Annotated in this window: 22 protein-coding genes; 16 read left to right on the top strand and 6 right to left on the bottom strand. The window is 71.8% G+C overall.

Annotated elements, in window-relative coordinates:
- Positions 1-11: 11 nt before the first annotated feature.
- From ACFVVA_RS27115 to ACFVVA_RS27045, 15 genes are all read left to right on the top strand, one after another.
- A complete protein-coding gene (locus ACFVVA_RS27115; RefSeq protein ID WP_359910200.1) occupies positions 12-275 on the top strand; it encodes an HGxxPAAW family protein in 264 nt (87 codons plus the stop codon).
- Positions 276-377: 102 nt separating this feature from the next.
- Positions 378-818, top strand: a complete 441-nt coding sequence (locus tag ACFVVA_RS27110; protein WP_359910197.1) for a DUF2752 domain-containing protein — start codon at positions 378-380, stop codon at positions 816-818.
- A 347-nt stretch (positions 819-1,165) separates the two neighbouring features.
- Positions 1,166-1,972: an indole-3-glycerol phosphate synthase TrpC gene (trpC, locus tag ACFVVA_RS27105; protein WP_359910194.1), complete on the top strand. Its 807-nt coding sequence runs from the start codon at positions 1,166-1,168 to the stop codon at positions 1,970-1,972.
- Positions 1,973-1,982: 10 nt separating this feature from the next.
- Positions 1,983-2,132, top strand: coding sequence for a tryptophan biosynthesis modulator TrpM (gene trpM / locus ACFVVA_RS27100; RefSeq protein ID WP_188296911.1), 150 nt, complete (start codon positions 1,983-1,985; stop codon positions 2,130-2,132).
- Between the two features lie 68 nt (positions 2,133-2,200).
- Positions 2,201-3,463 (top strand): tryptophan synthase subunit beta, encoded by a 1,263-nt coding sequence (gene trpB / locus ACFVVA_RS27095; protein WP_380546877.1) that lies wholly within the window; start codon positions 2,201-2,203, stop codon positions 3,461-3,463.
- A 2-nt stretch (positions 3,464-3,465) separates the two neighbouring features.
- A complete protein-coding gene (trpA, locus tag ACFVVA_RS27090; RefSeq protein ID WP_387693425.1) occupies positions 3,466-4,290 on the top strand; it encodes a tryptophan synthase subunit alpha in 825 nt (274 codons plus the stop codon).
- Between the two features lie 229 nt (positions 4,291-4,519).
- Entirely contained in the window at positions 4,520-4,723 is a 204-nt protein-coding gene (locus ACFVVA_RS27085) for a hypothetical protein (RefSeq protein WP_387693424.1), read from the top strand.
- Between the two features lie 129 nt (positions 4,724-4,852).
- Positions 4,853-5,362 (top strand): MauE/DoxX family redox-associated membrane protein, encoded by a 510-nt coding sequence (locus tag ACFVVA_RS27080; RefSeq protein ID WP_387693423.1) that lies wholly within the window; start codon positions 4,853-4,855, stop codon positions 5,360-5,362.
- A 51-nt stretch (positions 5,363-5,413) separates the two neighbouring features.
- Positions 5,414-6,277, top strand: a complete 864-nt coding sequence (locus ACFVVA_RS27075) for a DsbA family protein (protein WP_387693422.1) — start codon at positions 5,414-5,416, stop codon at positions 6,275-6,277.
- Between the two features lie 119 nt (positions 6,278-6,396).
- Positions 6,397-7,401, top strand: coding sequence for a prolipoprotein diacylglyceryl transferase (gene lgt / locus ACFVVA_RS27070; protein WP_387693421.1), 1,005 nt, complete (start codon positions 6,397-6,399; stop codon positions 7,399-7,401).
- A 162-nt stretch (positions 7,402-7,563) separates the two neighbouring features.
- Positions 7,564-8,286 carry a VIT1/CCC1 transporter family protein gene (locus ACFVVA_RS27065; protein WP_387693459.1) on the top strand — a complete coding sequence of 241 codons (723 nt, stop codon included), beginning with the start codon at positions 7,564-7,566 and terminating at the stop codon, positions 8,284-8,286.
- Between the two features lie 417 nt (positions 8,287-8,703).
- Positions 8,704-13,305: a glutamate synthase large subunit gene (gene gltB / locus ACFVVA_RS27060; RefSeq protein WP_387693458.1), complete on the top strand. Its 4,602-nt coding sequence runs from the start codon at positions 8,704-8,706 to the stop codon at positions 13,303-13,305.
- Positions 13,298-14,758: a glutamate synthase subunit beta gene (locus tag ACFVVA_RS27055; protein WP_380546870.1), complete on the top strand. Its 1,461-nt coding sequence runs from the start codon at positions 13,298-13,300 to the stop codon at positions 14,756-14,758. Before gltB ends, ACFVVA_RS27055 begins: the two co-directional genes overlap by 8 nt.
- 370 nt (positions 14,759-15,128) lie before the next feature.
- Complete coding sequence (locus ACFVVA_RS27050) at positions 15,129-15,995, top strand: helix-turn-helix transcriptional regulator (RefSeq protein ID WP_359910170.1); 867 nt, start codon at positions 15,129-15,131, stop codon at positions 15,993-15,995.
- 49 nt (positions 15,996-16,044) lie between these two features.
- On the top strand, positions 16,045-17,502 hold the full coding sequence (locus tag ACFVVA_RS27045) for an aldehyde dehydrogenase family protein (RefSeq protein ID WP_387693457.1): 1,458 nt from the start codon (positions 16,045-16,047) through the stop codon (positions 17,500-17,502).
- A 60-nt stretch (positions 17,503-17,562) separates the two neighbouring features.
- On the opposite strand, the gene ACFVVA_RS27040 is transcribed toward ACFVVA_RS27045, so the two are convergent.
- The 5 genes from ACFVVA_RS27040 to ACFVVA_RS27020 form a co-directional block, all read right to left on the bottom strand.
- Positions 17,563-18,132: a Uma2 family endonuclease gene (locus ACFVVA_RS27040; RefSeq protein ID WP_387693420.1), complete on the bottom strand. Its 570-nt coding sequence runs from the start codon at positions 18,130-18,132 to the stop codon at positions 17,563-17,565.
- Positions 18,133-18,205: 73 nt separating this feature from the next.
- On the bottom strand, positions 18,206-20,041 hold the full coding sequence (locus tag ACFVVA_RS27035) for a bifunctional metallophosphatase/5'-nucleotidase (RefSeq protein ID WP_387693419.1): 1,836 nt from the start codon (positions 20,039-20,041) through the stop codon (positions 18,206-18,208).
- A gap of 263 nt (positions 20,042-20,304) precedes the next feature.
- Positions 20,305-20,976, bottom strand: coding sequence for a hypothetical protein (locus ACFVVA_RS27030; protein WP_387693418.1), 672 nt, complete (start codon positions 20,974-20,976; stop codon positions 20,305-20,307).
- On the bottom strand, positions 20,963-22,609 hold the full coding sequence (locus ACFVVA_RS27025) for an extracellular solute-binding protein (protein ID WP_387693456.1): 1,647 nt from the start codon (positions 22,607-22,609) through the stop codon (positions 20,963-20,965). The genes ACFVVA_RS27030 and ACFVVA_RS27025 overlap by 14 nt, the downstream gene beginning before the upstream one ends.
- Before the next feature lie 8 nt (positions 22,610-22,617).
- Complete coding sequence (locus ACFVVA_RS27020) at positions 22,618-23,712, bottom strand: hypothetical protein (protein ID WP_387693417.1); 1,095 nt, start codon at positions 23,710-23,712, stop codon at positions 22,618-22,620.
- A 333-nt stretch (positions 23,713-24,045) separates the two neighbouring features.
- Between ACFVVA_RS27020 and pyk the strand changes: the two genes are divergently transcribed.
- A complete protein-coding gene (gene pyk, locus ACFVVA_RS27015; protein ID WP_380632655.1) occupies positions 24,046-25,476 on the top strand; it encodes a pyruvate kinase in 1,431 nt (476 codons plus the stop codon).
- Positions 25,477-25,516: 40 nt separating this feature from the next.
- On the opposite strand, the gene ACFVVA_RS27010 is transcribed toward pyk, so the two are convergent.
- Positions 25,517-26,290: a transcriptional regulator gene (locus ACFVVA_RS27010; protein WP_387693415.1), complete on the bottom strand. Its 774-nt coding sequence runs from the start codon at positions 26,288-26,290 to the stop codon at positions 25,517-25,519.
- Between the last annotated feature and the right edge of the window lie 6 nt (positions 26,291-26,296).

Genomic DNA, 26,296 nt, shown 5'->3' with positions numbered 1-26,296 from the left:
GCACCACTCAGATGGCAGCAGCAGCACACGGCCACACCCCCGCCGCCTGGACCGGCGTCGTCATCTCCTTCGTCGGCTTCGGCATTGCGGGCGTCGCGATGATCCTGCCGTCGGTGCTGCTCGTCTGGGTCGGCCTGGCGGTCGTCCTGGCCGGCGGCGTGGTCGGCAAGGCCATGTCCATCGCGGGCATGGGCCAGCAGGCCAGCACCAACGTCTACAAGTCGGCCGAGGAGCAGGTCGCGGCCCGCGAGGCCCGCGCCGCCGTCGCCGCCTGACGACGGGTTCGTCGCACCACACGTTTGTCGTACATCGGAACGGCGGGCGCGCCACGCCCGCCGTTTCGTCGTGTCCGGGCCCGACCCGGGCAGAATCGGGGCGTGACCTCCGCCCCCACCGCTTCCGCCCCGCCGCCCGTGCTGCGCCGGCTGAGCCCGCCGCTGACCGCGCTGGCGGCGGTGGCCGTCCCCACCGCCTACGTCGCCGTGGTGGACCCGAACACCCCCGGGCACTACCCCGACTGCCCGTTCCTGACCGCCACCGGCTGGTGGTGCCCCGGTTGCGGGGGGCTGCGCTGCGTCCACGCGCTGACCCACGGGGACCTCACCGGCGCCCTGCACGACAACGCCGTCGCCGTCCTGCTGTTCGGGGTGCTGGCGGTGCTCTGGCTGCGCTGGGGCTGGGCCGCGCTGACCGGCGGGCCGCCGCCCAGGACCACCGTCGGGGCCCGGCGCTGGGTGCTGATCGCGCTGCTGGTGCTGGTGTTCACCGTGGTGCGGAACTCGCCGGTCGGCGCCGGGCTGGCACCGCCGCTGGTGTGATCGGGCCCGTCGAGCCGTTCTGCCAGGTCGGGCCGTGAGCCGCCGGGCCGTGCCGTGAACCGCCGTTGCGGGCCGTGAGCCGCCGTTCCCGGCCGTCGGCCCCGTTTCCCGGCCACCGGTCGGCTCCGGCCGGAAGAGCGTCCTAAACCGGTGCGAAGTCCGTCCGAAAACCGGTGCGGGGCCGGTGAAGCCCCAGCTGGGGACCGCCGTTGCGGGGGTCCGGTCCGCGAGACGTGGTTCGAACCGATGCGCCCCCCGCCCCCGGGTGCCGATACCATCGAAGTGCCGGTGGGCCGTCGCCCGCCGACTCGCGCCGACCAACTGGCAGAAAAGATGGGGGCTCCTGAGTGAGTGTGCTCGACTCGATCATCGAAGGGGTCCGCGAGGACCTCGCCGAGCGACAGGCCCGGGTCTCCCTGGACGAGCTCAAGGAGCTCGCCGCCAGGGCACCGGAGGCCAAGGACGGCGTCGCCGCCCTCAGGGGCGACGGGGTCCGGGTGATCTGCGAGGTGAAGCGCTCCAGCCCGTCCAAGGGCGCCCTGGCCTCGATCGCCGATCCGGCCGCCCTGGCGGTCGACTACGCGGCCGGCGGTGCGGCCGCGATCAGCGTGCTGACCGAGCAGCGCCGCTTCGGCGGGTCGCTGGCCGACCTGGACGCCGTCCGCGCCGCGGTGGAGACCCCGCTGCTGCGCAAGGACTTCATCGTCACCGCCTACCAGCTGTGGGAGGCCCGTGCGCACGGCGCCGACCTCGCGCTGCTGATCGTCGCGGCCCTCGACCAGCCGGCCCTGGTGTCGCTGATCGAGCGCGCCGAGTCGATCGGCCTCACCCCGCTGGTCGAGGTGCACGACGAGGAGGAGATCAAGCGCGCGGTGGACGCCGGCGCCCGGATCATCGGCGTCAACGCCCGCAACCTCAAGACGCTCGAAGTGGACCGCAACACCTTCGAGAACGTCGCCCACGCCATCCCGGACGGTATCGTCAAGATCGCCGAGTCCGGCGTGCGCGGCCCGCTGGACGTGATCAACTACGCCAACCTCGGCGCCGACGCGGTACTCGTCGGCGAAACCCTGGTGACCGGCAAGGACCCGCGTGCCGCGGTCGCCGACCTGGTCGCCGCCGGGGCCCACCCCGCCGTCCGGCACAAGGACTGACACCCATCCCATGAAGATCGCCGCCCGACTCGCCCCCGGTTGCCGCCCGCGCGGCTGCCGCGCACCCGCACGCCGGGTGCTGGGGCGTCGGGTGCGGTACGTCATCGGGTGCGAGCCCGGGCAGGTGCCGGGGCGGCGATGGCGCGTGACGTCCGGCTGAATCCGGTCCGGCCGACCTCCGGCCGGGAAGACGTCATCGTCGTCCATCTCCGTTCAAGGGAAACCACCATGTCCGAAAAGGACTACCTGCCCGGCGCCCAGGTGCCGGACGCGCGCGGCTACTTCGGCGCGTACGGCGGCCGCTTCATCCCCGAGGCGCTGGTCGCCGCGGTCGAGCAGGTCGCCGAGGAGTACGAGAAGGCCAAGGCCGACCCGGCCTTCGCCGCCGAGCTCGACGCGCTGCTCAAGGACTACACCGGGCGCCCGAGCCCGCTGACCGACGTGCACCGCTTCTCCGCCGAGGCGGGCGGCGCGCGCGTCCTGCTCAAGCGCGAGGACCTCAACCACACCGGCTCGCACAAGATCAACAATGTGCTGGGCCAGGCGCTGCTCACCAGGCGGATGGGCAAGACCCGGATCATCGCCGAGACCGGCGCCGGCCAGCACGGCGTGGCCACCGCGACGGCCTGCGCCCTGTTCGGCTTCGACTGCACCATCTACATGGGCGAGGTCGACACCGAGCGCCAGGCGCTCAACGTCGCCCGGATGCGGATGCTCGGCGCCGAGGTGGTGGCCGTCAAGTCCGGCAGCCGCACGCTCAAGGACGCCATCAACGAGGCGTTCCGGGACTGGGTCGCCAACGTCGACTCCACCCACTACCTGTTCGGCACCGTCGCCGGGCCGCACCCGTTCCCGATGATGGTCCGGGACTTCCACCGGATCATCGGCGTCGAGGCGCGGCAGCAGGTGCTCGACCGGACCGGCCGGCTGCCGGACGCGGTCGTGGCCTGCGTCGGCGGCGGCTCCAACGCGATGGGGATCTTCCACGAGTTCATCCCGGACGCCGGGGTACGCCTGATCGGCTGCGAGGCGGCGGGCGAGGGCGCCGAGACGCCCCGGCACGCGGCCACCCTCACCAAGGGCGACCCGGGGGTGCTGCACGGCTCCCGGACGTACGTCCTCCAGGACGAGGACGGGCAGACCGTCGAGTCGCACTCGATCTCGGCGGGGCTGGACTACCCGGGGGTCGGGCCGGAGCACGCCTGGCTGAAGGACACCGGGCGGGCGGAGTACCGGCCGGTCACGGACGACGCCGCGATGCAGGCGCTGCGGCTGCTGTCCCGCACCGAGGGGATCATCCCGGCCATCGAGAGCGCCCACGCGCTCGCCGGGGCGCTGGAGCTGGGGCGCGAGCTCGGGCCGGAGGCGACCATCCTGGTCTCGCTGTCGGGGCGCGGGGACAAGGACATGCACACCGCGGCCGAGTACTTCGGCCTGTACGACGAGCAGGCCGGCGGCGCGGGCGACGGCGCCGCCGAGGGGGGTAAGTGATCATGACTTCCAAGCTGAGCGCCGGCAAGCTGAGCGGTGTCCTGGCGGCCGCCAAGGCCGAGGACCGGGCCGCGCTGATCGGGTACCTGCCGGCCGGTTTCCCGACCGTGGACGGCGGCATCCGGGCGGTCAACGCGCTCATCGAGGGCGGCTGCGACGTGGTCGAGGTCGGGCTGCCGCACTCCGACCCGGTGCTGGACGGCGCGGTCATCCAGACCGCTGACGACATCGCGCTGCGGGGCGGCGTGCGGATCAAGGACGTGCTGCGGACCGTCCAGGAGGTCGCCTCGGCGCACCCCGAGGCCGCGGTGCTCGTGATGACGTACTGGAACCCGGTCGACCGCTACGGCGTGGCGCGGTTCGCGGCGGACCTGGCGGCCGCCGGCGGCGCCGGGTGCATCCTGCCGGACCTGCCGGTGGAGGAGTCCGAGGAGTGGCGCAAGGCGGCGGACGAGCACGGGCTGGACACCGTGTTCGTGGTCGCCCCCAGCAGCAAGGACGCGCGGCTGGCGGAGGTCACGGCGGCCGGGAGCGGGTTCGTGTACGCGGCCGCGGTGATGGGCGTGACCGGGACGCGGTCGGCCGTCGGGTCGATGGCCGAGGACCTGGTCGCCCGGACCAGGGCGACGACGGACCTGCCGGTCTGCGTCGGGCTCGGGGTGTCGGACGCGGTGCAGGCGGCCGAGGTCGCCCGGTTCGCGGACGGCGTGATCGTCGGGTCGGCGTTCGTGAAGCGGATCCTGGACGCGGGCGAGGACGAGGCGGCGGCGCTGGACGCGGTGCGGGCCCTCGCCGGAGAGCTGGCCCAGGGCGTCCGCAGGAGCTGACGCGGTAGGAACATCCGGCCGACGGCCCTCCACTCCTCGGGGAGTGGGGGGCCGTCGGCTTTTCGCGGGGCGTGGGCACGGGCGCGCGGCTCCTCCCCGCGCTCCGGCCGGACTGCGGGCCCGAACGGGTGAACAAGGGGTGGGGACACGCATCAGCCGGGGTTGACGGACGTTGAGTGGAGGGACGAGTGCACGAACGGTTGCGGTGACGAGCGGAAGGGGTGAGCCGGTGCGGGGTCTCCAGCGGGCCGTTCTGCTGCGGGCGGCGGCAGCCGTGCTGGCGCTCGCCGCCGCGGTCGGGGTGCACGTGGAAGTGGGGCACGCGCTGGCCAGGCGCGGGGCCGAGCGCGCGGAGCGGGAGGCGGTGGCGTGCGCGGAGGCGGCCCGGCACCCCGATCTGTTCGAAGCGGGGTGGTCGGCGGGGTGCCGCTGACGCGCAGGTGTTCGGTCCATTCGGACAGAACGTCACCCGTCCGGCTTCATTCCTGAATGCGGAGGAAACCACCCCCCATTCCTCGCGGTTCCTCAGGGAGTGAACGAGTTTCCCGAGGGGGGTTCCCTGATGACCGCGCAGCCCGGTGGCTCCGCGCCCACGCCCCGGGCGGCGAGACCGGTGCCGGCCTGGAGCGAGTGGCTCGGCACGGTCGTGCGGCTCGGCCTCGCGGTGGTCTGGGGATGGGCCGGGCTGGCGAAGGTCTCCGACCCGGCGGAGGCCGCCCAGGCCGTCCGGGCCTACGAGATCCTGCCCGAGGGCCTGGTCAAGCCGATCGGCTACGGCCTGCCGTTCCTGGAGCTGGCCCTGGCCGTGCTGCTGGTGGTGGGCCTCGGCGTCCGGCTGGTGGCCGGGGTCTCCGCGGTGCTGCTGCTGGTCTTCATCGCCGGGATCGCCTCCGCCTGGGCACGCGGCATCTCGATCGACTGCGGCTGCTTCGGTGGCGGCGGGCACGTCGACGAGTCCCGGACCGAGTACCTCCAGGAGATCCTGCGCGACACCGGGTTCCTGCTGCTGGCCGGGTGGCTGCTGTGGCGGCCCCGCACCCGGCTGTCGGTGGACGCCTGGCTGGCGAACTGACCCCCACACCCCTGCACCCGACGAAGGCCCCCGACCGTGGATGTCAAGGCAATGAGCGAGAAGAACCGAGAAGGCAAGCGCACCGCCCGCGAGCGGATGCTGGAACAGCGGGAGGCCGAGGAGGTCTCCTCCCGGCGCAAGAAGAAGCTGATCGTGGGCGGTTCCGTGCTCGCGGTGATCGCCGCCGCGGTGATCGTCGGCGTCGTGGTGCAGAACCAGCGCTCCAAGCCGGAGACGCCGACCGCCGTCCCGGCCGGGACGATCGGCGACAAGAACCTGGTCATCCCGGTCGGCGCGGGCAACGCGCCCTCCGTCCTCACGGTCTACGAGGACCCGCGCTGCCCCGCCTGCGGCACCTTCGAGCGCGAGTTCTCCTCCACCATCGACCAGCTGGAGGACGCCGGGAAGATCTACACGAACTACCACATCGTGTCGTTCATCGACCGGGCCGTGGGGGGCAAGGGCTCCAAGACCGCCGCCAACGCCCTGGGCTGCGCCCAGGACGCCGGGCACTTCCGGGACTTCCACGACGTGCTGTACCGCAACCAGCCGGACGAGACCAACGACGCCTTCGGCGACAAGACCGTGCTGCTCAGCCTGGCCAAGCAGGTCAACGGCCTGGACACGCCCGAGTTCCAGTCCTGCGTCAACGACAACAAGTTCGGCGGGTGGGTGTCCGCGGTGCAGCAGGACTTCGACAAGTCCAGCTTCAAGTCCACCCCGACGGTGCTGCTCAACGGCCAGCCGATCTACCCGAAGAACGGCAGCGAGGAGATCACCCCGGCCAACCTGGTGGCCTGGGTGGACGCCGCGAACCAGGGCAAGCAGCTGGGTACGGCGGGTTCGCACGGGCAGACCCCGGCGCCGACCAGCACCGCCTCGGAGGCCAACAACCCGTCGCCGACGGCCGGCTGAGCCCGCTCCGCCGCGCCGCTCCCTCCCCGTCCGGAGGGGGCGGCGCCGCCCGTTGTTCGGTTTCTGTGACCACAAGGGGCCCCGAACGGGCCGTCGGACCCTGTAGCGTCGGAACTGCCATGGATATCGCCTACATTCCCAGCCCGTCGCGGGGCGTCCTGTACCTGGGACCGATCCCGCTGCGCGCCTACGCCTTCTGCATCATCCTCGGTGTCGTCGTTGCCGTCTGGCTCGGCAGCAAGCGCTGGGTCGCCCGGGGCGGTGCCAAGCACACCGTCGGCGACATCGCCGTGTGGGCCGTGCCGTTCGGCCTGGTCGGCGGCCGCCTCTACCACGTGATCACCGACGGTGGCCGGCTGTACTTCGCCGAGGGGAAGAACCCCTGGGACGCCCTCAAGATCTGGGAGGGCGGTCTCGGCATCTGGGGCGCCGTCGCGCTGGGCGCGGTCGGCGCCTGGATCGGTGCCCGCCGCCGGGGCGTGCCGCTGCCCGCGTACGCCGACGCCATCGCACCGGGCATCGCGCTCGCGCAGGCGCTGGGCCGCTGGGGCAACTACTTCAACCAGGAGCTGTACGGCCGGTCGACCACTCTGCCGTGGGGCCTGGAGATCGACAAGACGCTGGCCAACGGCGAGGTCGTGAAGGGCGTCTACCACCCGACCTTCCTGTACGAGTCGCTGTGGTGCGTCGGCGTCGCGGTGCTGGTGATCTGGGCGGACCGCCGGTTCACGCTGGGCCACGGCCGGGCGTTCGCGCTGTACGTGGCCGCGTACACGGTGGGCCGGTTCTGGACCGAGTGGCTGCGGATCGACGAGGCGCACGTCTACTTCGGCCTGCGGCTGAACGACTGGGTGTCCATCGGGGTGTTCGTCGCCGCGGTGGCGTACTTCGTGATCGTGGGCAGGACGCGGCCCGGGCGGGAGGACCCGGCGAGCATCGATCCGGCCGCGCACCTGGCGGCGGAGGACGCCGAGTCCGGGGAGAAGAGCGGCACGAGTGGGAAGAGCGGGAAGAAGGCTGAGGAGAAGGCCGACGGGAAGCCGGTGCTGCGCGAGCCGGCCGGGCCCGTGGCCGACGTGGCGGCCGCCGAGACGGTCGGCGAGGACGTCAAGAACCCCATCTGACCTGGGGCTTCCCCCGGCCGAGGCCACCCTTCGCGAGGTTTGCGAAGGGTGGCCTCAGTGGTGTTCGGACAGCCTTACTTTGCTGGAAATGCCCAGGTCAGGCGGGCTACGTTCAGGGCTGACGAACCACGACGGAGGGGAACGACGATGAGCACGATCACCATGGAGGCCGACGCCGGACACCAGCCCCGGATACCCGCGGCCGACCACCACCGGGACGTCAACGGGGGCTGGCTGCGGCCGGCCGTGTTCGGCGCGGTGGACGGGCTGGTGTCCAACTTCGCGCTGATGACCGGCGTGGTCGGCGGCGCGGCGTCCAACGGGACGGTGATCCTGACCGGGCTGGCGGGCCTGGCGGCCGGCGCCTGCTCGATGGCGGCGGGGGAGTACACCTCGGTGGCCTCGCAGCGGGAGCTGGTGCAGGCCGAGATCGAGGCCGAGCGGCTGGAGCTGAGCCGCAATCCGCACGGGGAGCTGGCCGAGCTGGCCCAGCTGTACGTGTCGCGCGGGGTGGACCCGGAGCTGGCGCACGAGGTGGCCCGGCAGCTGTCCGCCGACCCGGAGCTGGCCCTGGAGGTGCACGCCCGCGAGGAGCTGGGCGTCGACCCGACCGACCTGCCGTCGCCGCTGGTGGCGGCCGGCTCGTCGTTCCTGTGCTTCGCGCTCGGCGCGCTGCTGCCGCTGCTGCCCTACCTGCTGGGGGCGACCGCGCTGCTGCCGGCGATGCTGCTGGCCGGGGCCGGGCTGTTCCTGTGCGGCGCGGTGGTGGCCCGGGTGACGGCGCGCAGCTGGTGGTTCAGCGGGCTGCGGCAGCTGGTGCTGGGCGGTGCGGCGGCCGGGGTGACCTACCTGCTCGGGTGGCTGATCGGCGGCCATGTGGGCTGACCGGAGTCGTGCATGACTATGCTGAGCAGTGCGTGACGTTTCACACATGGGCGCCCGGCGACGCCTGGCACTGTCTCACCATTCGGGCCCCCGAGCCGCGGATTCGCATCCGCGGACGGGCTCCCGGGATGGAATCGCAGGCGTCCATGATCGGCTTCTGTGGCGGTCCGGTTTCGCCCCTGTTTCGGGCGGTGGACGGTTGGGCACAATCGTCGGGACGTGCACTGTGGCGCGTCCTCCCACACACCCCCTGACCTGCGTGTCGTCCCGCCATGTGGACGGGATATTCCGCTTCTCGGGATCGTGGGCATCATGTAACTTGCACGACACCGCACCATCGCATCAGGGCCAACGTCGTCCCTACTTGCACCAACTTGCCGAAAGACGACGACGGGAGAGCCGATGCTGTCTGCATCCATGCACTCCGCCAACGAGCCCCAGGCCGGCGCCGCCCGCCAGCCGTACGCGCTCGTGCCGGATGCGCGACCTGCTGCTCAGGGCCTGTACGACCCGCGGAACGAGCACGACGCCTGTGGCGTCGGTTTCGTCGCCACGCTGACCGGCATCGCCGACCACACCATCGTCGAGCAGGCGCTGAACGTCCTGCGCAACCTGGAGCACCGCGGCGCCACCGGCGCCGACCCCGACTCCGGCGACGGCGCGGGCATCCTGACCCAGATCCCCGACGCCTTCCTGCGCGGGAAGGTCTCCTTCGAGCTCCCGGCGGCCGGCTCCTACGCCGTCGGCATCGCCTTCCTGCCGGAGGACGACGAGAAGGACGCCGCGGCCGTCGCCCGGATCGAGGGCATCGCCGCCGAGGAGGGCCTGACCGTCCTCGGCTGGCGCGACGTCCCGGTCACCCCCGACCTGCTCGGCGCCGCCGCCCGCAGCGCGATGCCGCGCTTCCGGCAGGTCTTCCTGGCAGGCGCCGACCGGGCCGGCATCGAGCTGGACCGGATCGCCTTCGTGGTCCGCAAGCGGGCCGAGCGCGAGGCCGGGGTGTACTTCCCGTCGCTGTCCGCGCGCACCATCGTCTACAAGGGCATGCTGACCACCGGCCAGCTGGAGCCCTTCTTCCCCGACCTGTCGGACCGCAGCTACGCGTCCGCGATCGGCCTGGTGCACTCGCGGTTCTCCACCAACACCTTCCCGAGCTGGCCGCTCGCCCACCCGTACCGCTTCGTCGCCCACAACGGCGAGATCAACACGGTCAAGGGCAACCGCAACTGGATGCACGCCCGGGAGTCGCAGCTCGCCACCGACCTCATCCCCGCCAACAGCAACGGGCAGGGCCTGGAGCGGATCTTCCCGATCTGCACCCCGGACCACTCCGACTCGGCCTCCTTCGACGAGGTCCTGGAGCTGCTCCACCTCGGCGGCCGCTCGCTGCCGCACTCGGTGCTGATGATGATCCCGGAGGCGTGGGAGAACCACGCCACCATGAGCCCCGCCCGCCGCGCCTTCTACCAGTACCACTCCAACCTGATGGAGCCCTGGGACGGCCCGGCCTGCGTCACCTTCACCGACGGCAACCAGATCGGCGCCGTGCTCGACCGCAACGGCCTGCGCCCGGCCCGGTACTGGATCACCGAGGACGGCCTGGTCGTCCTCTCCTCCGAGGTCGGCGTGCTCGACATCGACCAGGAGAAGGTCACCAGGAAGGGCCGCCTCCAGCCCGGCCGGATGTTCCTGGTGGACACCGCCGAGGGCCGGATCGTCCCGGACGAGGAGGTCAAGTCCGCCCTCGCCGCCGAGCACCCCTACGAGGAGTGGGTGGACGGCGGGCAGATCCAGCTGGCCAAGCTGCCCGAGCGCGAGCACATCGCCCACACCCACGCCTCCGTCACCCGCCGCCAGCAGACCTTCGGCTACACCGAGGAGGAGCTGCGGGTCGTCCTCGCGCCGATGGCCCGCACCGGTGCCGAGGCGCTCGGCTCGATGGGCACCGACTCGCCGATCGCCGCACTGAGCGAGAAGCCCCGCCTGCTGTTCGACTACTTCGTGCAGCTCTTCGCGCAGGTCACCAACCCGCCGCTGGACGCCATCCGCGAGGAGCTCGTCACCTCGCTGCTGTCCAACCTCGGCCCCGAGGGCAACCTGCTGGCCGCCGAGGCCGCCGCCTGCCGCTCGGTCGGCATCACCTTCCCGGTGATCGACAACGACGAGCTGGCCAAGCTCGTCCACATCAACGCCGACGGCGACCAGCCCGGCCTCAAGGCCGTCACGCTCTCCGGCCTCTACAAGGTCGCCACCGGCGGCCAGGGCCTGGCCTCCCGGCTCGCCGAGATCGCCGCCGAGGCCGACGCGGCGATCGCCGACGGCGCCCGGATCATCGTGCTCTCCGACCGGCACTCCGACGCCGAGCACGCGCCGATCCCCTCGCTGCTGCTCACCTCGGCCGTCCACCACCACCTGATCCGCACCAAGCAGCGCACCCAGGTGTCGCTGCTGGTCGAGGCGGGCGACGTCCGCGAGGTGCACCACGTCGCGCTGCTGATCGGCTACGGCGCCGGGGCGGTCAACCCGTACCTGGCGATGGAGTCGGTCGAGGACCTGGTCGCCCAGGGAGTGTTCATCGCGGGCGTCGAGCCCGAGAAGGCCATCCGGAACCTGATCAAGGCGCTCGGCAAGGGCGTGCTCAAGGTCATGTCCAAGATGGGCATCTCGACCGTGGCCTCCTACCGCGGTGCCCAGGTCTTCGAGGCCATCGGCCTCTCCCACGACCTGGTCGACGGCTACTTCGCCGGCACCACCACCAAGCTCGGCGGCATCGGCCTGGAGGAGATCGCCCGAGAGACGGCCGCCCGGCACGCCAAGGCGTACCCGGCCTCCGGCATCCCGGCCGCGCACCGCGCCCTGGAGATCGGCGGCGAGTACCAGTGGCGCCGCGAGGGCGAGCCGCACCTGTTCGACCCGGACACCGTCTTCCGGCTCCAGCACGCCACCCGCAACCGCCGCTACGACATCTTCAAGCAGTACACCGACCGGGTGAACGAGCAGTCCGAGCGGCTCATGACGCTGCGCGGCCTGTTCCAGCTGGACGGCCTCGGCCGGGAGCCGATCCCGGTCGAGGAGGTCGAGCCGGTCTCCGAGATCGTCAAGCGCTTCTCCACCGGCGCCATGTCCTACGGCTCGATCTCGCGCGAGGCGCACGAGACCCTGGCCATCGCGATGAACCGCCTCGGCGGCAAGTCCAACACCGGCGAGGGCGGCGAGGACCCGGACCGGCTGTACGACCCGGAGCGCCGCTCGGCGATCAAGCAGGTCGCCTCCGGCCGGTTCGGCGTCACCTCCGAGTACCTGGTCAACGCCGACGACATCCAGATCAAGATGGCCCAGGGCGCCAAGCCCGGCGAGGGCGGCCAGCTGCCCGGCCACAAGGTGTACCCCTGGGTCGCCAGGACCCGGCACTCCACCCCGGGCGTCGGCCTGATCTCGCCGCCGCCGCACCACGACATCTACTCGATCGAGGACCTGGCGCAGCTGATCCACGACCTCAAGAACGCCAACCCGGCGGCCCGCATCCACGTGAAGCTGGTCTCCGAGGTCGGCGTCGGGACGGTCGCCGCGGGCGTGTCCAAGGCCCACGCGGACGTCGTGCTGGTGTCCGGGCACGACGGCGGGACGGGCGCCTCGCCGCTCACCTCGCTCAAGCACGCCGGCGGGCCCTGGGAGCTCGGACTCGCCGAGACCCAGCAGACGCTGCTGCTCAACGGGCTGCGCGAGCGCATCGTCGTCCAGACCGACGGCCAGCTGAAGACCGGCCGCGACGTGGTGATCGCCGCGCTGCTCGGCGCCGAGGAGTTCGGCTTCGCGACCGCCCCGCTGGTGGTCTCCGGCTGCATCATGATGCGCGTCTGCCACCTGGACACCTGCCCGGTCGGCGTCGCCACCCAGAACCCGGTGCTGCGCGAGCGGTTCTCCGGCAAGCCCGAATTCGTGGTCAACTTCTTCGAGTTCATCGCCGAGGAGGTCCGGGAGATCCTGGCCTCGCTGGGCCTGCGCTCGATCGAGGAGGCCGTCGGCCACGCCGAGCACATCGACACCCGGGCCGCGATCGACCACTGGAAGGCCGCCGGGCTGGACCTCGCCCCGCTGTTCCACGTGCCCGAGCTGCCCGAAGGGGCCGCCCGGCACAGCACCACCACCCAGGACCACGCGCTCGACAAGGCCCTGGACAACCAGCTGATCACGCTCGCCGAGGACGCGCTGGAGCGCGGCGACGCCGTCCGCATCCAGCTGCCGATCCGCAACGTCAACCGCACCGTCGGCACCATGCTCGGCCACGAGGTGACCAAGCGGTACCGGGGCGAGGGCCTGCCGGAGGGGACCATCGACGTCACCTTCACCGGCTCCGCCGGGCAGTCCTTCGGCGCGTTCCTGCCGCGCGGCGTGACCCTGCGCCTGGAGGGCGACGCCAACGACTACGTCGGCAAGGGCCTCTCGGGCGGCGTCGTCGTCGTCCGCCCGGCCCGCGAGGCGGCGGCCATCGGCAACGACGCCCAGAACCACGTCATCGCCGGCAACACCATCGGCTACGGCGCCACCTCGGGCCGCGTCCACCTGCGCGGCAAGGCCGGCGAGCGCTTCGCCGTCCGCAACTCCGGGGCCACCCTGGTGGTCGAGGGCGTGGGCGACCACGGCCTGGAGTACATGACCGGCGGCCGGGTCGTCGTCCTCGGCGAGACCGGACGCAACCTCGCGGCGGGCATGTCCGGCGGCATCGCGTACGTCCTGGACCTGCGCCCCGCCAACGTCAACGACGGCATGGTGGGCATCGAGGCCCCCACCGCCGCCGACCGCGACTGGCTGCGCGACACCGTGCAGCAGCACTACGAGGAGACCGGCTCCACCGTCGCCGCCGAACTCCTGGCGGACTGGGGCAGCGGGGTCTCCCGCTTCTCCAAGATCATGCCGACCGACTACAAGGCAGTGCTCGCCGCCAAGGACGCCGCTGAGCGCGATGGCCTCTCCGAGGCCGAGACCACCGCGAAGATGATGGAGGCGGCTAATGGCTGACCCCAAGGGCTTCCTGACCACGCCCAAGCAGCTGGCCGAGCGCCGCCCGGTCGACGTCCGACTCAAGGACTGGAACGAGGTCTACGTCGAGCGCAGCCTCCTGCCGATCATCACCGAGCAGGCCGGCCGCTGCATGGACTGCGGCATCCCGTTCTGCCACAACGGCTGCCCGCTCGGGAACCTCATCCCCGAGTGGAACGACCTGGCCTACCGGGACGACTTCGTCGGCGCGATCGAGCGGCTGCACGCCACCAACAACTTCCCGGAGTTCACCGGCCGGCTCTGCCCGGCTCCGTGCGAGTCCGCGTGCGTCCTCGGCATCAACCAGGACGCGGTGACCATCAAGAACGTCGAGGTCACCATCATCGACAAGGCCTGGGACCGGGGCGGGGTCACCCCGCAGGTGCCCGAGCGGCTCTCCGGCAAGACCGTCGCCGTGGTGGGCTCCGGCCCGGCCGGCCTCGCCGCCGCCCAGCAGCTCACCCGGGCTGGGCACACCGTCGTGGTGTACGAGCGGGCCGACCGGATCGGCGGACTGCTGCGCTACGGCATCCCCGAGTTCAAGATGGAGAAGCGCCACATCAACCGCCGCATCGAGCAGATGCGGGCGGAGGGCACCCGGTTCCGCACCGGCGTGCACGTCGGCGAGGACATCACCGGCCAGCAGCTGCGCGAGCGCTTCGACGCCGTGGTCGTCGCGGCCGGCGCCACCACCGCCCGCGACCTGCCGGTGCCCGGACGCGAGCTCAAGGGCATCCACCAGGCCATGGAGTACCTGCCGCTGGCCAACAAGGTGCAGGAGGGCGACTTCGTCGAGTCCCCGATCAGCGCCAAGGGCAAGCACGTGGTCGTGATCGGCGGCGGCGACACCGGCGCGGACTGCGTCGGCACCGCGCACCGGCAGGGGGCGGCCTCCGTCACCCAGCTGGAGATCATGCCGCGGCCCGGCGAGGAGCGGCCCGGTCACCAGCCGTGGCCGACCATGCCGATGACCTACAAGGTCACCTCCGCGCACGAGGAGGGCGGCGAGCGGATCTACTCCGTCAACACCACCCGCTTCACCGGAGACGAGGACGGCAACGTCCAGGAACTGCACCTCGTCGAGGTGGAGTTCAAGGACGGCCGGTTCGAGCCGGTGCCCGGCACCGAGCGGGCCGTCCCGGCGCAGCTGGTCACCCTGGCCATGGGCTTCACCGGGACGGACGTGCGGAACGGGCTGGTCGAGCAGCTGGGAGCGGACCTCGACGCGCGCGGTAACATTGCCCGCGATGGCCGGTTCGCCACCAATGTCGATGGCGTGTACGTCTGCGGAGACGCCGGCCGTGGCCAGTCGCTGATCGTCTGGGCCATCGCGGAAGGCCGTTCGGCCGCCGCCGCGGTGGACAGGTACCTGGGCGGCAAGACCCCGCTTCCCGCCCCGATCCGGCCCACGGACCGCCCCCTGGTGGTCTGACGGACGGACGGTCCGACCGGCCTCCACCGAACGCCCGGCGCCGCATCGCCGGGAGCTCAACCCGCTGCCCCCGCCAGCGTCGCCGGGCCAACGCGGTCTCCTGGCGCCTGCCCTCTTCCCCGACCAGTTGGAGGGCGGGCGCCGTCGCGTTCCCCGACGGCCGTCCGGCGCCGGGAGCAGCGGCTCGGGGCCCGGAACTCCGGGCCGGGGACGACCCGGACACCGCCCGGGCTGCGGCGACTCCCGGACAAACGTCCGGAGCCGTGATCCGTCCGGCGGGATCCCGCACAGTGGGCTGTTGTTCGTCGGTGCCAAGTGGCAGACTGCGGCCGACGGCCGGGGGGCTGGGCGAGTGCGGAGGACGACTTCGATGGGCACGACTCAGGCAGGCGGGGGCGCCACCGTACGGCGTCTGCTGCTCGGCACCCAGCTGCGCAAACTCCGCGAGGCCAGAGGCGTCAGTCGGGAGGAGGCCGGGTACTCGATCCGCGCCTCCGAGTCCAAGATCAGCCGGATGGAGCTCGGCCGGGTCGGCTTCAAGGAACGCGATGTGGCCGACCTGCTGACCCTGTACGGGGTCGAGGCCGACCAGGAGCGGGCCACCGTCCTCGGACTGCTGCGCGACGCCAACGTCAGCTCCTGGTGGCACGAGTACGGGGACGTGCTGCCCGGCTGGTTCCAGAACTACCTGGGGCTGGAGGAGGCCGCGGCCGAGATCCGCAGCTACGAGGTCCAGTTCGTCCACGGGCTGCTCCAGACCGCCGACTACGCCCGGGCCGTGGTCACCGCCGGCGGCCACGTCCACGGACCGGAGGAGATCGAGCGCCGGGTCGACGTCCGGCTCAAGCGGCAGGCGGTGCTGACCGCCGAGCGGGCGCCGCAGCTGGTCGCCGTCCTGGACGAGGCCGCGCTGCGCCGGCCCTGGGGCGGGCCGGAGCTGATGCGCGGCCAGCTGGACCGGCTGCTGGAGCTCGGCGAGCTGCCCAACGTCCGGCTCCAGGTGCTGCCGCTGGGCAACGCCGGGCTGAGCGCGGAGAGCGGCGCCTTCACCGTCCTGGGCTTCGCCGAGGCCGAGTTGGCGGACGTGGTGTACCTGGAGCAGTTCACCACCGCGCTCTACCTCGACAAGCCCGCCGAGGTGGCCGAGTACCGGCACGCGATGGACGACCTGGTCGCGGACAGCCTCAGCCCGGAACCGACCCGGAACCTGCTGTACGCGATGCGTCAGGAGTTGTAATTCGTCAGTACGATGACTTCCCATCAGGTCGGTGTATGAGAGGGAACAGATGTCGTACTTCTCCGAGTTGGCGCTGCAGTACATCGACGGCGAGTGGTGCAGCGGCAGCGGCTCCTGGGACATCGTCGACGTCGACCCCTACACCGGCGACAAGCTCGCCACCATCACCGTCGCCACCGGCGCCGAGGTCGACCGGGCCTACCGTGCCGCCGAGCGCGCCCAGAAGGCATGGGCCGCCGCCAACCCGTACCAGCGGCGGCTGGTCTTCGAGCGCGCGCTGCGGCTGCTGGAGGAGCGCGAGCCGGAGATCGTCCCGGCGATCATGGCGGAACTCGGCGGCACCGCGCTGAAGGCGGGCTTCGAGCTGTCGCTCGTCAAGGACGTGCTGCGGGAGTGCCTGCACCTGTCGGTGGCCTCCGAGGGCCGGCTGCTGGCCTCGCCCGCCCAGGGTCGGGAGAACCGGCTCTACCGGCTGCCGGTCGGCGTCGTGGGCGTGATCAGCCCCTTCAACTTCCCGCTGTTCCTGGCGCTCAAGGCCGTCGCCCCGGCCCTCGCGCTCGGCAACGGCGTCGTCCTCAAGCCGCACCAGGAGACCCCGGTCGTCGGCGGCGGACTGATCGCGAAGCTCTTCGAGGACGCGGGGCTGCCGCCCGGCCTGCTGAACGTGGTGATCACCGACATCGCCGAGATCGGCGACAGCTTCCTGGAGCACCCGGTGCCCAAGGTGATCTCCTTCACCGGGTCCGACAGCGTCGGCCGGCACGTCGCTACCGTCGCCGCCGCGCACTTCAAGCGGACGGTCCTGGAGCTCGGCGGCAACAGCGCGCTGATCGTGCTCGACGACGCCGACGTGGACCACGCCGTGGACGCCGCGGTGTTCAGCCGCTTCGTCCACCAGGGACAGGTCTGCATGGCCGCCAACCGGGTGCTGGTGGACCGCCGCGTCGAGGCCGAGTTCACCGAGAAGTTCGTCGCCAAGGTCGCCTCGCTCACCGTCGGCGACCCGAGGGACCCGGCCACCCACATCGGCCCGCTGATCAACCCCGTCCAGGCCGGCGCCCTCGACGCCCAGGTCGACCAGGCGCTCGCGGCCGGCGCCACCGCGCTGCTGCGCGGCACCACGGTCGGCAGCCTGATGGCGCCGACCGTGCTCACCGGCCTCGCCGAGGACGCGCCGATCCTGCGGAACGAACTCTTCGGCCCGGTCGTGCTGCTGGTGCCCTTCGACGGCGAGGACGAGGCCGTGCGGCTCGCCAACAACACGCCGTTCGGGCTCAGCGGCGCGGTGCACACCGCGAACGTCGAGCGCGGCGTGAAGCTCGCCCAGCGGATCGAGACGGGCATGATCCACGTCAACGGCGGCACCATCGCCGACGAGCCGGGCGTGCCCTTCGGCGGCGAGAAGAACTCCGGCGTCGGCCGCCTCAACGGCGAGTCCACGGTGGACGCCTTCACCACGCTGAAGTGGATCTCCGTCCAGCACGAGCGCGCGGTCTTCCCGTTCTGACCGGGGGTTCCCGAAGACACGGAGGGCCTCCCGGCGGCAGTCGCCGGGAGGCCCGTGGTCTCAGGCGGGGTAACGGAGCAGGGTGTCGGTGGCGAGCTCGAAGCCGAACGGGGCCGGGAGCGGCACACGGTCACCGAACTTGCCGTTCCACCGCTGGTGGTAGCCGCTGCCTGAGGGCTCGGAGTAGAGCGTCAGGTCGCCCTCGCGGGGATCGATCACCAGGTACAGCGGGATGGCCATCAGCGGGTAGTCGCGGACCTTGCCGACCAGGTCGTTCTCCGGGTTCGACGGGGAGACGATCTCCACGGCGATGGCCGCCTGCTCGGCGGGGACCTGGTTGCCGCCCTCCTCCAGCGCCGAGAGGGGGATGTAGGTCAGGTCGGGGTTGCGCAGCTTGCCGACGTTCGGGGAGGCGAGGTCGGTGTTCTCGCTCGGCATCAGGTCGGCGGGTTCGTGGGCCTCGAACTGCCTGCGGATGAGCAGCAGGTTGCGCTGGTGGATCACCGAGGGGCCGGCCATCATGATGATCTCGTCGCCGGAGATCTCGATCTTCCACCCGTTGGGAGGCGTCAGACTCTGCGCGTAGGCCAGCAGCCGGGCGTGGCGGTCTGGGATCTGGAACTCGCTCATGGCGTCATTCTTCCACCGGGCAGGCCGAAAGGCCGTCGCCGGCGGGGCGACGGCCTTTCGGCGGGGGTGTCGGTCAGAAGACCGGCTGGCCGGCGCGGACGAGGCGCCAGGAGTCGGTGAAGAACTCGGCGGGGTCGATGGTGCCCTTGGCCTTCACCCAGGCGATCATGGTGTTGCGGATCTCGTCGGAGTTCGACCAGACCATCTTGGCCTTGGCGACGTGCGGGAAGTTGCCGCCGCCGTTGGCCCGGTAGTTGTTGACGGCGAAGACGAACTCGGCGGCCGGGTCGATCGGCTTGCCCTGGAAGGACAGGTTGACGATCCGCGAGCCCTTCGGCTGGGCGATGTCGATGTCGTAGCTCAGGCCGTAGACCGAGTCGTAGTTGTAGTCCGGGGTGGCCTCGGCGCCGGTCAGGGCCTCCTTGTCGACCGGGGCGCCCGGGGCGAGCTGGTTGTAGTACTTGACCGAGTACTCCAGGTAGTCCTTGAGCTGGGCGCCCGTCAGGACGCGGGCCTCCAGGGTGTTCTCGTAGATGTAGAGGCCCGCGGCGTCGCGCAGCTTGACCTGGCCGGACGGGATCAGCGCGGTGCGGTTGAACGGGGCGGCCTGGGCCAGCACCGGGAGCTTGGCGTACTGCCCGCCCGCCAGCGCGGCCTTGACGGCGTCGGCCTGGACCTTGCCGATCAGGTCGATGATCGGGGTGGCCTTGAAGCGGGCGTCGGCGATCGACAGCTCGATCTTGCTGGTGCCGATGTTCTGGTTGACGTACGCGACGACCTTCTTGTGCTGCCCGGCGATCGCGTTGGTGATCTCCGGGTTCTCCGGCACGGTGTTGGAGTTCAGCAGTCGCGCGGAGACCGAGGAGACCTTCCAGGCGCCGGCCGCGAACTCGACCTCGAAGTCGAAGCAGGTCAGCCGCTGGCCGTAGCAGAGCGGCTCGGAGAGCACGACCGTCCGGCCGGTCTTCTTGTTGACGACCAGGCGCTGCGCGATCTCCTTGTGGGCGTGGCCCACCAGCACCGCGTCGATGTCGGGGACGGTCTCCGCCAGGGCCACCGAGGCGTTCTCGGCCCAGGGCAGCTGGTCGCCCCAGGTGGTCGCCTCGTCGCAGCCGGAGTGCGAGGAGACCACGATGACGTCCGCGCCGGCGGCCTTCATCTTCGGCACCCAGGCGGCGGCGGTCTCGACGATGCCGGGGAAGACCATCTTGCCGCTGACGTTGGCCTTGTCCCAGATCGCGATGCCCGGGTTGGTGAGGCCGAGGATGCCGACCTTCACCGGGCGGCCGCCGCCCAGCCGCAGCTCCTTGATCACGTACGGCTTGAAGGCCGGCTTCTCGTTCTTCGCGTTCAGCGCGTTGGCGCCGAGCAGCGGGAACTCCAGCTGGTCCTGGTAGGCCTTCAGGAGCGGGATGCCGTAGTTGAACTCGTGGTTGCCGAGCGCGGCGGCGTCGTACTCCATGAGGTTCATGGCGACGGCCATCGGGTGGTCCGGCACGGTGTCGGCCTCGGTGTCGATCGACTCGATCCGGGCGTAGTAGTAGGACAGCTGGGTGCCCTGGATGGTGTCGCCCGAGTCGATCAGCAGGCAGCGGTTCCAGCCCTTCTCCTCGCGCACCTGGTTGGCCAGCGTGGAGATCTTGGCGAGGCCGACCGCGTTGTGGGCCTTGTCGCTGTACTCGGCGTCGGTGAAGTAGTCCCAGTTGAGCACCCGGCCGTGCAGATCGGTGGTGCCCATGACGGTGAAGGCCTGCTTGTTCGGCTGGCGCTGCTGGCCCTTGGCGGCCGCCGTGTCCGGCTGGGCGGCCGCGGCGGAGGGGGCGGCGGCCAGGGTGGCGCCACCGGCCAGGGCGGCGCCGGCGGCGGTGGCGGCGGACCGGGTGACGAAGTCACGGCGGTTCAGGGGCATGGACGACTCTCCCGAGTGGGAACGACGGCGGATGGACCGTCAACTGGCTTTCGTTGGCAAGTGCGCGTGTACGCGTCGACGCGCGTAGAAGGACGCGCGTAGAAGTGTGCCGTGCGGCCCGGGGTGGTGGATAGCCCCCGGACCTGTCCAAGAGGTGAGATCTTGGCGACTCGTTCGTGACGGGAACGGGGGAGGTCCAGGGTGGTAGGGCCGGCCGACGGAGGACGGGGGTCGGTCGGCGGACGGCGGGTCAGGACGGCAGGTCAGGACAATTCGCCCATGAGCCGGTCGACCTCGTGGCCCAGCCGGAGCGCCGGGTCCGGATCGTCCGGCCCCGCCCACGGCTGCCAGGTCCGCGCCCGCAGGTAACCGGCCACCGCGACCGGCAGCCGGTGCCGGACGATCCGCTCCGCCACCGGGCCCGGGCCGGCCGCCCGCAGCGCTGCCAGCAGGCCGTCCACCCCGGCGGAGGGCGGCAGCGGCACGCTGTCCAGGTAGGCGGCCAGCGCCACCAGCTCCGGGTCGGGCGCGGGGGGCCGCTCGGGCGCCGGGGGCCTCGGCTCCCCGCGCTCCGGCTCCCCGCGCCCGTGCGCGGGCGCCCCTTCCAGCGGGTGCGCCCCTTCCGGCGAGCGCGCCCCGGAGGCCTCGGCGCCGCCGAGGGCCGTCCCCGCTCCCGTCCCCGTGCCCGTTCCGGTGCCGATCCCCGCGCCCGCCCCGGGCCCCGGTCCGATCCCGGCCCCCTCGCGGGGCCTCGGGGCGGGCGTCAGCAGCGCGCCCACCCCGTACAGCCCGACCACGACCCCCGGCCACCAGACCCCGCCCAGTCCGGCGAAGTGCAGCCCCAGGCCGACCGCGCCACCGGCGCAGCCGACCAGGTTCCGGGCCGACTCCAGGTAGCGCAGCACCCGGGGGCCGAACCCGTCACTGGTAGCCACGGATCTCCTCGAACACCCCGTCCAGCGAGCCCGTACCGTCGAACAGCTTGCCGCCGCTCAGGTCCGCGATCCCCTGGAGCTGACCCACCGCCGCCTCCCCGAACTTGATCGGGAACACCGGGATCGACTTCTCCCCGGCCGGCAGCGCGTCGTGGAAGCGCTTGAAGTCGCCGTCCGTCGCACCGGCGTTGCTCTCCCCGTCCGTCATCAGCACGATCGAGGTGAACCGGTCGTCGCCGGCCGCCGCCTGCTGACGCTCGATCACCCGGTACGCCTCCTCCAGCGAGGAGTACACCGCCGTCCCGCCCGAGGCGGCCAGCGACTGCACGTCCGCGTCGATCGACGCCAGCTCCGTCTCCGGGCCCGGCCGGCTGCCGGTGGCCGGCACCACGTGGGTCTTGGTCCACTTCACCGCGGAGGCGAAGGAGAGCAGCGTGATCTCCTCGCGGTCCCGGAAACGGCGCGTCCCGCGGGTGTCGTCCGCCCCGGTCAGCCGGCCCAGCGCGCTCTTCAGCGCGGCGATCCGCGAGCCCTCCATCGAGCCCGAGGTGTCCAGCACGTACACCGTCCTGGACGGGCGGCGCAGCTCGTTCTGGTACGAGGCCAGCAGGCCGTCCGCGACCGCCCGGGTGCCCGGGAACGGCAGCTCCCGGCGGCGGTCCGCGGGCAGCCCGGCGGCCGGGGCCGCGCCCGCCGTCACCGGTCGGCGCAGCGTCGTCTCGGAGATCCGTTTCTGCACGTCCTCCTTGAGCAGGTACGCGGCCAGCCGCTGGAAGGAGTCCCGCTGCTCCTGCGCGGCGGAGGACATCAGCGACAGCGGGTAGTCCGCCGACACCACGCCGTCCGCCGGCCGCACCACCGTCAGCTGCTGCTGCGGCGGCAGCGTCCGGTTCAGCGACAGCAGCACCGACTCGTAGTTCACCAGCGCGCTCACCGTGCCCGACTCGGCCCGGGCGTACGCCTGCGCCAGCCAGCCGGAGGAGCCCGAGGTCAGCTTCTGGCCCTTGAAGAACTCCTTCAGCTGCGGACCCGCCTTCTGCACGTCCGCGTCGGTCAGCGCCGCGCCCGCGCCGGAGAAGGCCGAGGCCACCGCGACGAGGGTGGAGAAGCCCGAGTTGGAGCGGGACGGGTCGGCCATCCCGTACGGCAGCTTTCCGGCCGCCGCCGCCGCGCCGACCTGCGCCCAGGTGACCTTGGAACCGTCGCCCCAGCCGAGTTCGCCGAGCGCCGAGGAACGCACCCCGATCGCCACCGGCGACACCATCACCGGGGTCTCGGAGACCACCTTGGACTTGCCGGCCGGATCGAGCCGCAGGTACTGGTTCGACGGGAACCACACGGCGTCGTACTTGCCGTCGGCCCGGCCCGAGGAGACGGCGTCGGCGCCGTCCAGGGTGCCCGTCCAGGAGAACTGCACGGTCACCCCGGTGGCCTTCCGGGCATCCTCCAGGACCGGTGCCAGGTCCTGGAGTTCACTGCCCGCCAGGACGCGCAGCACGCCCGGGCGGGCGGTCTCGGCGGGCGGGTCGGTGGGCTTCGGGGCGGGGCTGTCGCCGCCACCGGAGGAGGTGCAGGCGGTGGCCGCGGCCAGCACGGCGGCCAGCGCGGCCGTGAGCCAGCCGCGGCGCTTCATCGGGATGGTCACTTGGTCCCCTTCGCCGCGGTGGTCAGCTTGAGCAGGTTGTCCAGCGAGGGCAGGGTCGCCTGCTTGACCTTGGCCGCGGTCAGATCGGGTGCGAAAGTCGGCTTCTTCTCCCGCATCAGGTTCGCGAAGGCCTCCGGTGCGGCCTGCGGCCGGAGCCCGAACCGGGCCTCCAGGCCGCGGAGCACCTCGTCGTTCTGGAGGACGTCGGCGAGCTTGCGGCCGTTGTCGGTGTGGGCCACGACGGTGTGGTCCGAGTAGACCGTGGTGTCCGGGTACAGCACCACCATGTCCCCGGTGGGCTTGCCCTGCAGCGACAGGGCGGCGGCCTGCGACTCGTACGCGAAGATCAGCGGGCTGCCGATCCCCGCGCCGAAGTCCCGGAACGGCTCGTCGCTGCTGCTCTTCTGGATGCCCTGCAGCGCGTTCGCCTTGTACAGGACGTCCTTGACGGCGGCGACGCCGGCGTCGTCCGACACCACCTGGTGGTTGTTGGCGATGTAGGAGAGCAGCGCGAGGTACATCGCGCCCGAGGACGAGCTCTCCGGATCGGTGGTGGTCACGAAGAGCTGGCCGGACAGCTCGGGATGGGCGCCCGCGCCGGTCAGGTCCTCCCAACGGCGGTTGCCCTTCAGTGCGTTGACGTACTCGTCCATCCGGAACGTCCAGACCCCGGTGACGGCGTCCAGGTCGGCCAGCTTGTTCTCCTTCAGGACCTTGGCCACCGACTCGTGCGCCACGATCACCAGCGGCGAGTAGAACGGGACCATCGGGGAGTCCTGCAGCTTCCAGATGCGCTGGATCTCCCGCGCCGGTGCCGAACTCGCCGGGAAGGCGAAGTCCAGCCCCGGCGTCTTGCCCGCCTGGTCGCTCATCGTCCAGGAGCCGGTGGAGTCCGTCCGGACCACCAGGCCCTGCTTCGCCAACTCGGCCTTGACGTCGTCGTTCTCGAAGAAGGCGCGCTTCTCCGAGCCGATCAGGCCGGTGACGGTGACCGTTTCGGTGGTGTCCTTCTTCGGGTCGTCGGGGATCAGCGCGAAGGCGACCCCGCCCAGCAGGGCCAGGGCCGCAACCACCCCCAGTGCGCGTCGCATGCCGAACGCCTCCCCCTCGTCCGCTCCATCGTCCGGGTGGTGACCCGGAGCGCCCCGGCATCCACCCGGGGGTGACGAGCGTCCCGCCGGGCGGGGAGCGGCGGCGGAAGCGGCGGTGAACCAGGGGTGAACACCCCTTCACGGAATCGCATCGGCAGGTGGCGCGGGAGGCGCGGGAGGCGTACGGGCGGCGCGCGGCGGCGACGTGGAGCGGGGCGCTCGCACAGCGGTCCGAGGATGTGTCAGATTGTTCAACTCGCCTTACCGCAACGGTCATCCCGCAGTCCGGACCCGCGTCGTGGTTACGCGCCGGTAATGCCTAGTCTCAGCACTATGCGCCGAGCAAAAATCGTCTGTACCCTCGGGCCCGCCACCGACTCGTACGACCAGATCAAGTCCCTGGTCGACGCCGGGATGGACATCGCCCGACTGAACCTCAGTCACGGCTCGCACACCGAGCACGAGGAACGCTACCGCCGCGTCCGCAAGGCCGCCGACGAGACCGGCCGCAGCGTCGGCATCCTCGTCGACCTTCAAGGCCCGAAGATCCGGCTCGACACCTTCGCCCACGGACCCGTACTTCTCGAACGCGGCGACGAGTTCACCATCTCCACCGACAACGGCGTCGTGGGGGACAAGGACCGCTGCGGAACCACTTACTCCGGGCTCGCCGGAGACGTCAGCCGCGGCGAGCGCATCCTGGTCGACGACGGCCGGGTCACCCTGGAGGTCGTCGCCGTCGACGGGCCGCACGTGCGCTGCCTGGTCATCGAAGGCGGCCTGGTCTCCGACCACAAGGGCCTCAACCTCCCCGGCGTCGCCGTCTCCGTCCCCGCACTCAGCGACAAGGACGTCGCCGACCTGCGGTGGGCGCTGCGCACCGGGGCCGACCTCATCGCGCTCTCCTTCGTCCGCAGCGGGCGGGACGTCGAGGACGTCCACCGGATCATGGCGGAGGAGGGCCGCCGGGTCCCGGTCATCGCCAAGATCGAGAAGCCGCAGGCGGTGGAGAACCTGGAGTCCGTCGTCGACGCCTTCGACGGGATCATGGTGGCCCGCGGCGACCTGGGCGTGGAGATGCCCCTCGAACAGGTCCCGCTGGTCCAGAAGCGCGCCATCAAGCTCGCCCGCCGCAACGCCAAGCCGGTCATCGTCGCGACCCAGATGCTCGACTCGATGATCAACACCTCCCGGCCGACCCGCGCCGAGGCCTCCGACGTCGCCAACGCCGTCCTGGACGGGACGGACGCGGTGATGCTCTCCGGGGAGACCTCGGTCGGCAAGTACCCGGTCGAGACCGTCAAGACCATGGCCCGGATCGTCGAGGCCGCCGAGAACGACATCCTGGCCGCGGGCCTCCCGCCGCTCACCACCGGCAGCAAGCCGCGGACCCAGGGCGGCGCCGTCGCCCGCGCGGCCGCCGAGATCGGCGACTTCCTGCACGCCAAGTACCTGATCGCCTTCACCCAGTCCGGCGACACCGCCCGCCGGCTCACCCGCTACCGCTCGCCCATCCCGGTGCTCGCCTTCACCTACGAACCGGCCGTACGCAGCCAACTCGCCCTCACCTGGGGCGTGGAGACCTTCCTCGGCCCGTTCGCCCCGACCACCGACCAGATGGTCGAACAGGTCGACGCGGCACTCCTGTCGCTCGGCCGCTGCCAGAAGGGCGACATCGTCGTCATCACGGCGGGTTCACCCCCCGGCCTGGCCGGCTCCACCAACCTCGTCCGCGTCCACCACGTGGGAACGCTGGACGCCTGAGGCTCCCGGCGGCGCGGCCCTTCCACGGGCCGCGCCGCTGTCAGTACTTGGGTCCGATGTGGACGTCCATGAGGGCGAGGGAGTCCTTGCGGGCGACGGAGATGTTCGTCGCGCCGGTGGCGCGCGCAGCGGCCTTCCACCGGACGCCGACGGCGTCGAGGGTGGCGGTGAAGAGGCCGATGATGTCGGTGGAGGTGTTGGTGAAGAAGTACCGGGGGTACTCGTAGCGCTTCGTGGCGCCGCCGACCGTACGGGTCGCCCAGTTGGTGATGCGGCACCCGTCGGAGTGGATCAGGCCGCGCAGGAACGCCCAGGGGTGGGCGTCCACGATCGCCTGCTGCCAGGGGGCGAGGACGATCGGCCGCAGGTGCTTCGGGCCGGGGCCGTGCTGGGGGAAGAGGCAGGGCCAGTGCTTGCTGGTGCTGACGACGCTCGTGCAGCCCGGCGCGTGGACACGGTTGACCTTGTTGTGCGGCATGACGGCGGAGACGGCCCGCACGCACTCCTCGATGAGGCCGGGCCAGGTGTCGCAGCAGGCGATGCGGAGGGCGTAGACACTGCGGCGGCCCTCACTAATGCAGCCGTCTCCGAGGTAGAGGCCGAGGAGGTAGGCGTAGTCGGCGTGCGGGCGCGAGGGATCGAGTCGGCCGTCTCGGAGCGGGCATTCGGCGCTCATGCGGGGGCTGGGGACGGCACCGGATGCCCACTCGCGGATCGAGGACCGGGATATTCCGGTCGCGCGGCTGACCTGGCTGAAGGTCAGCCCGGATCCGTGGAGTTCGAGCGCCCGTTGCCGCGTGGCCGTGTCGTACATGCCGCT

It is taken from the genome of Kitasatospora sp. NPDC058048, assembly GCF_042885555.1.
GTDB classification, from domain to species: Bacteria; Actinomycetota; Actinomycetes; order Streptomycetales; family Streptomycetaceae; genus Kitasatospora; species Kitasatospora lactacystinica.
This window is presented reverse-complemented; position numbering and strand designations above follow the sequence as displayed.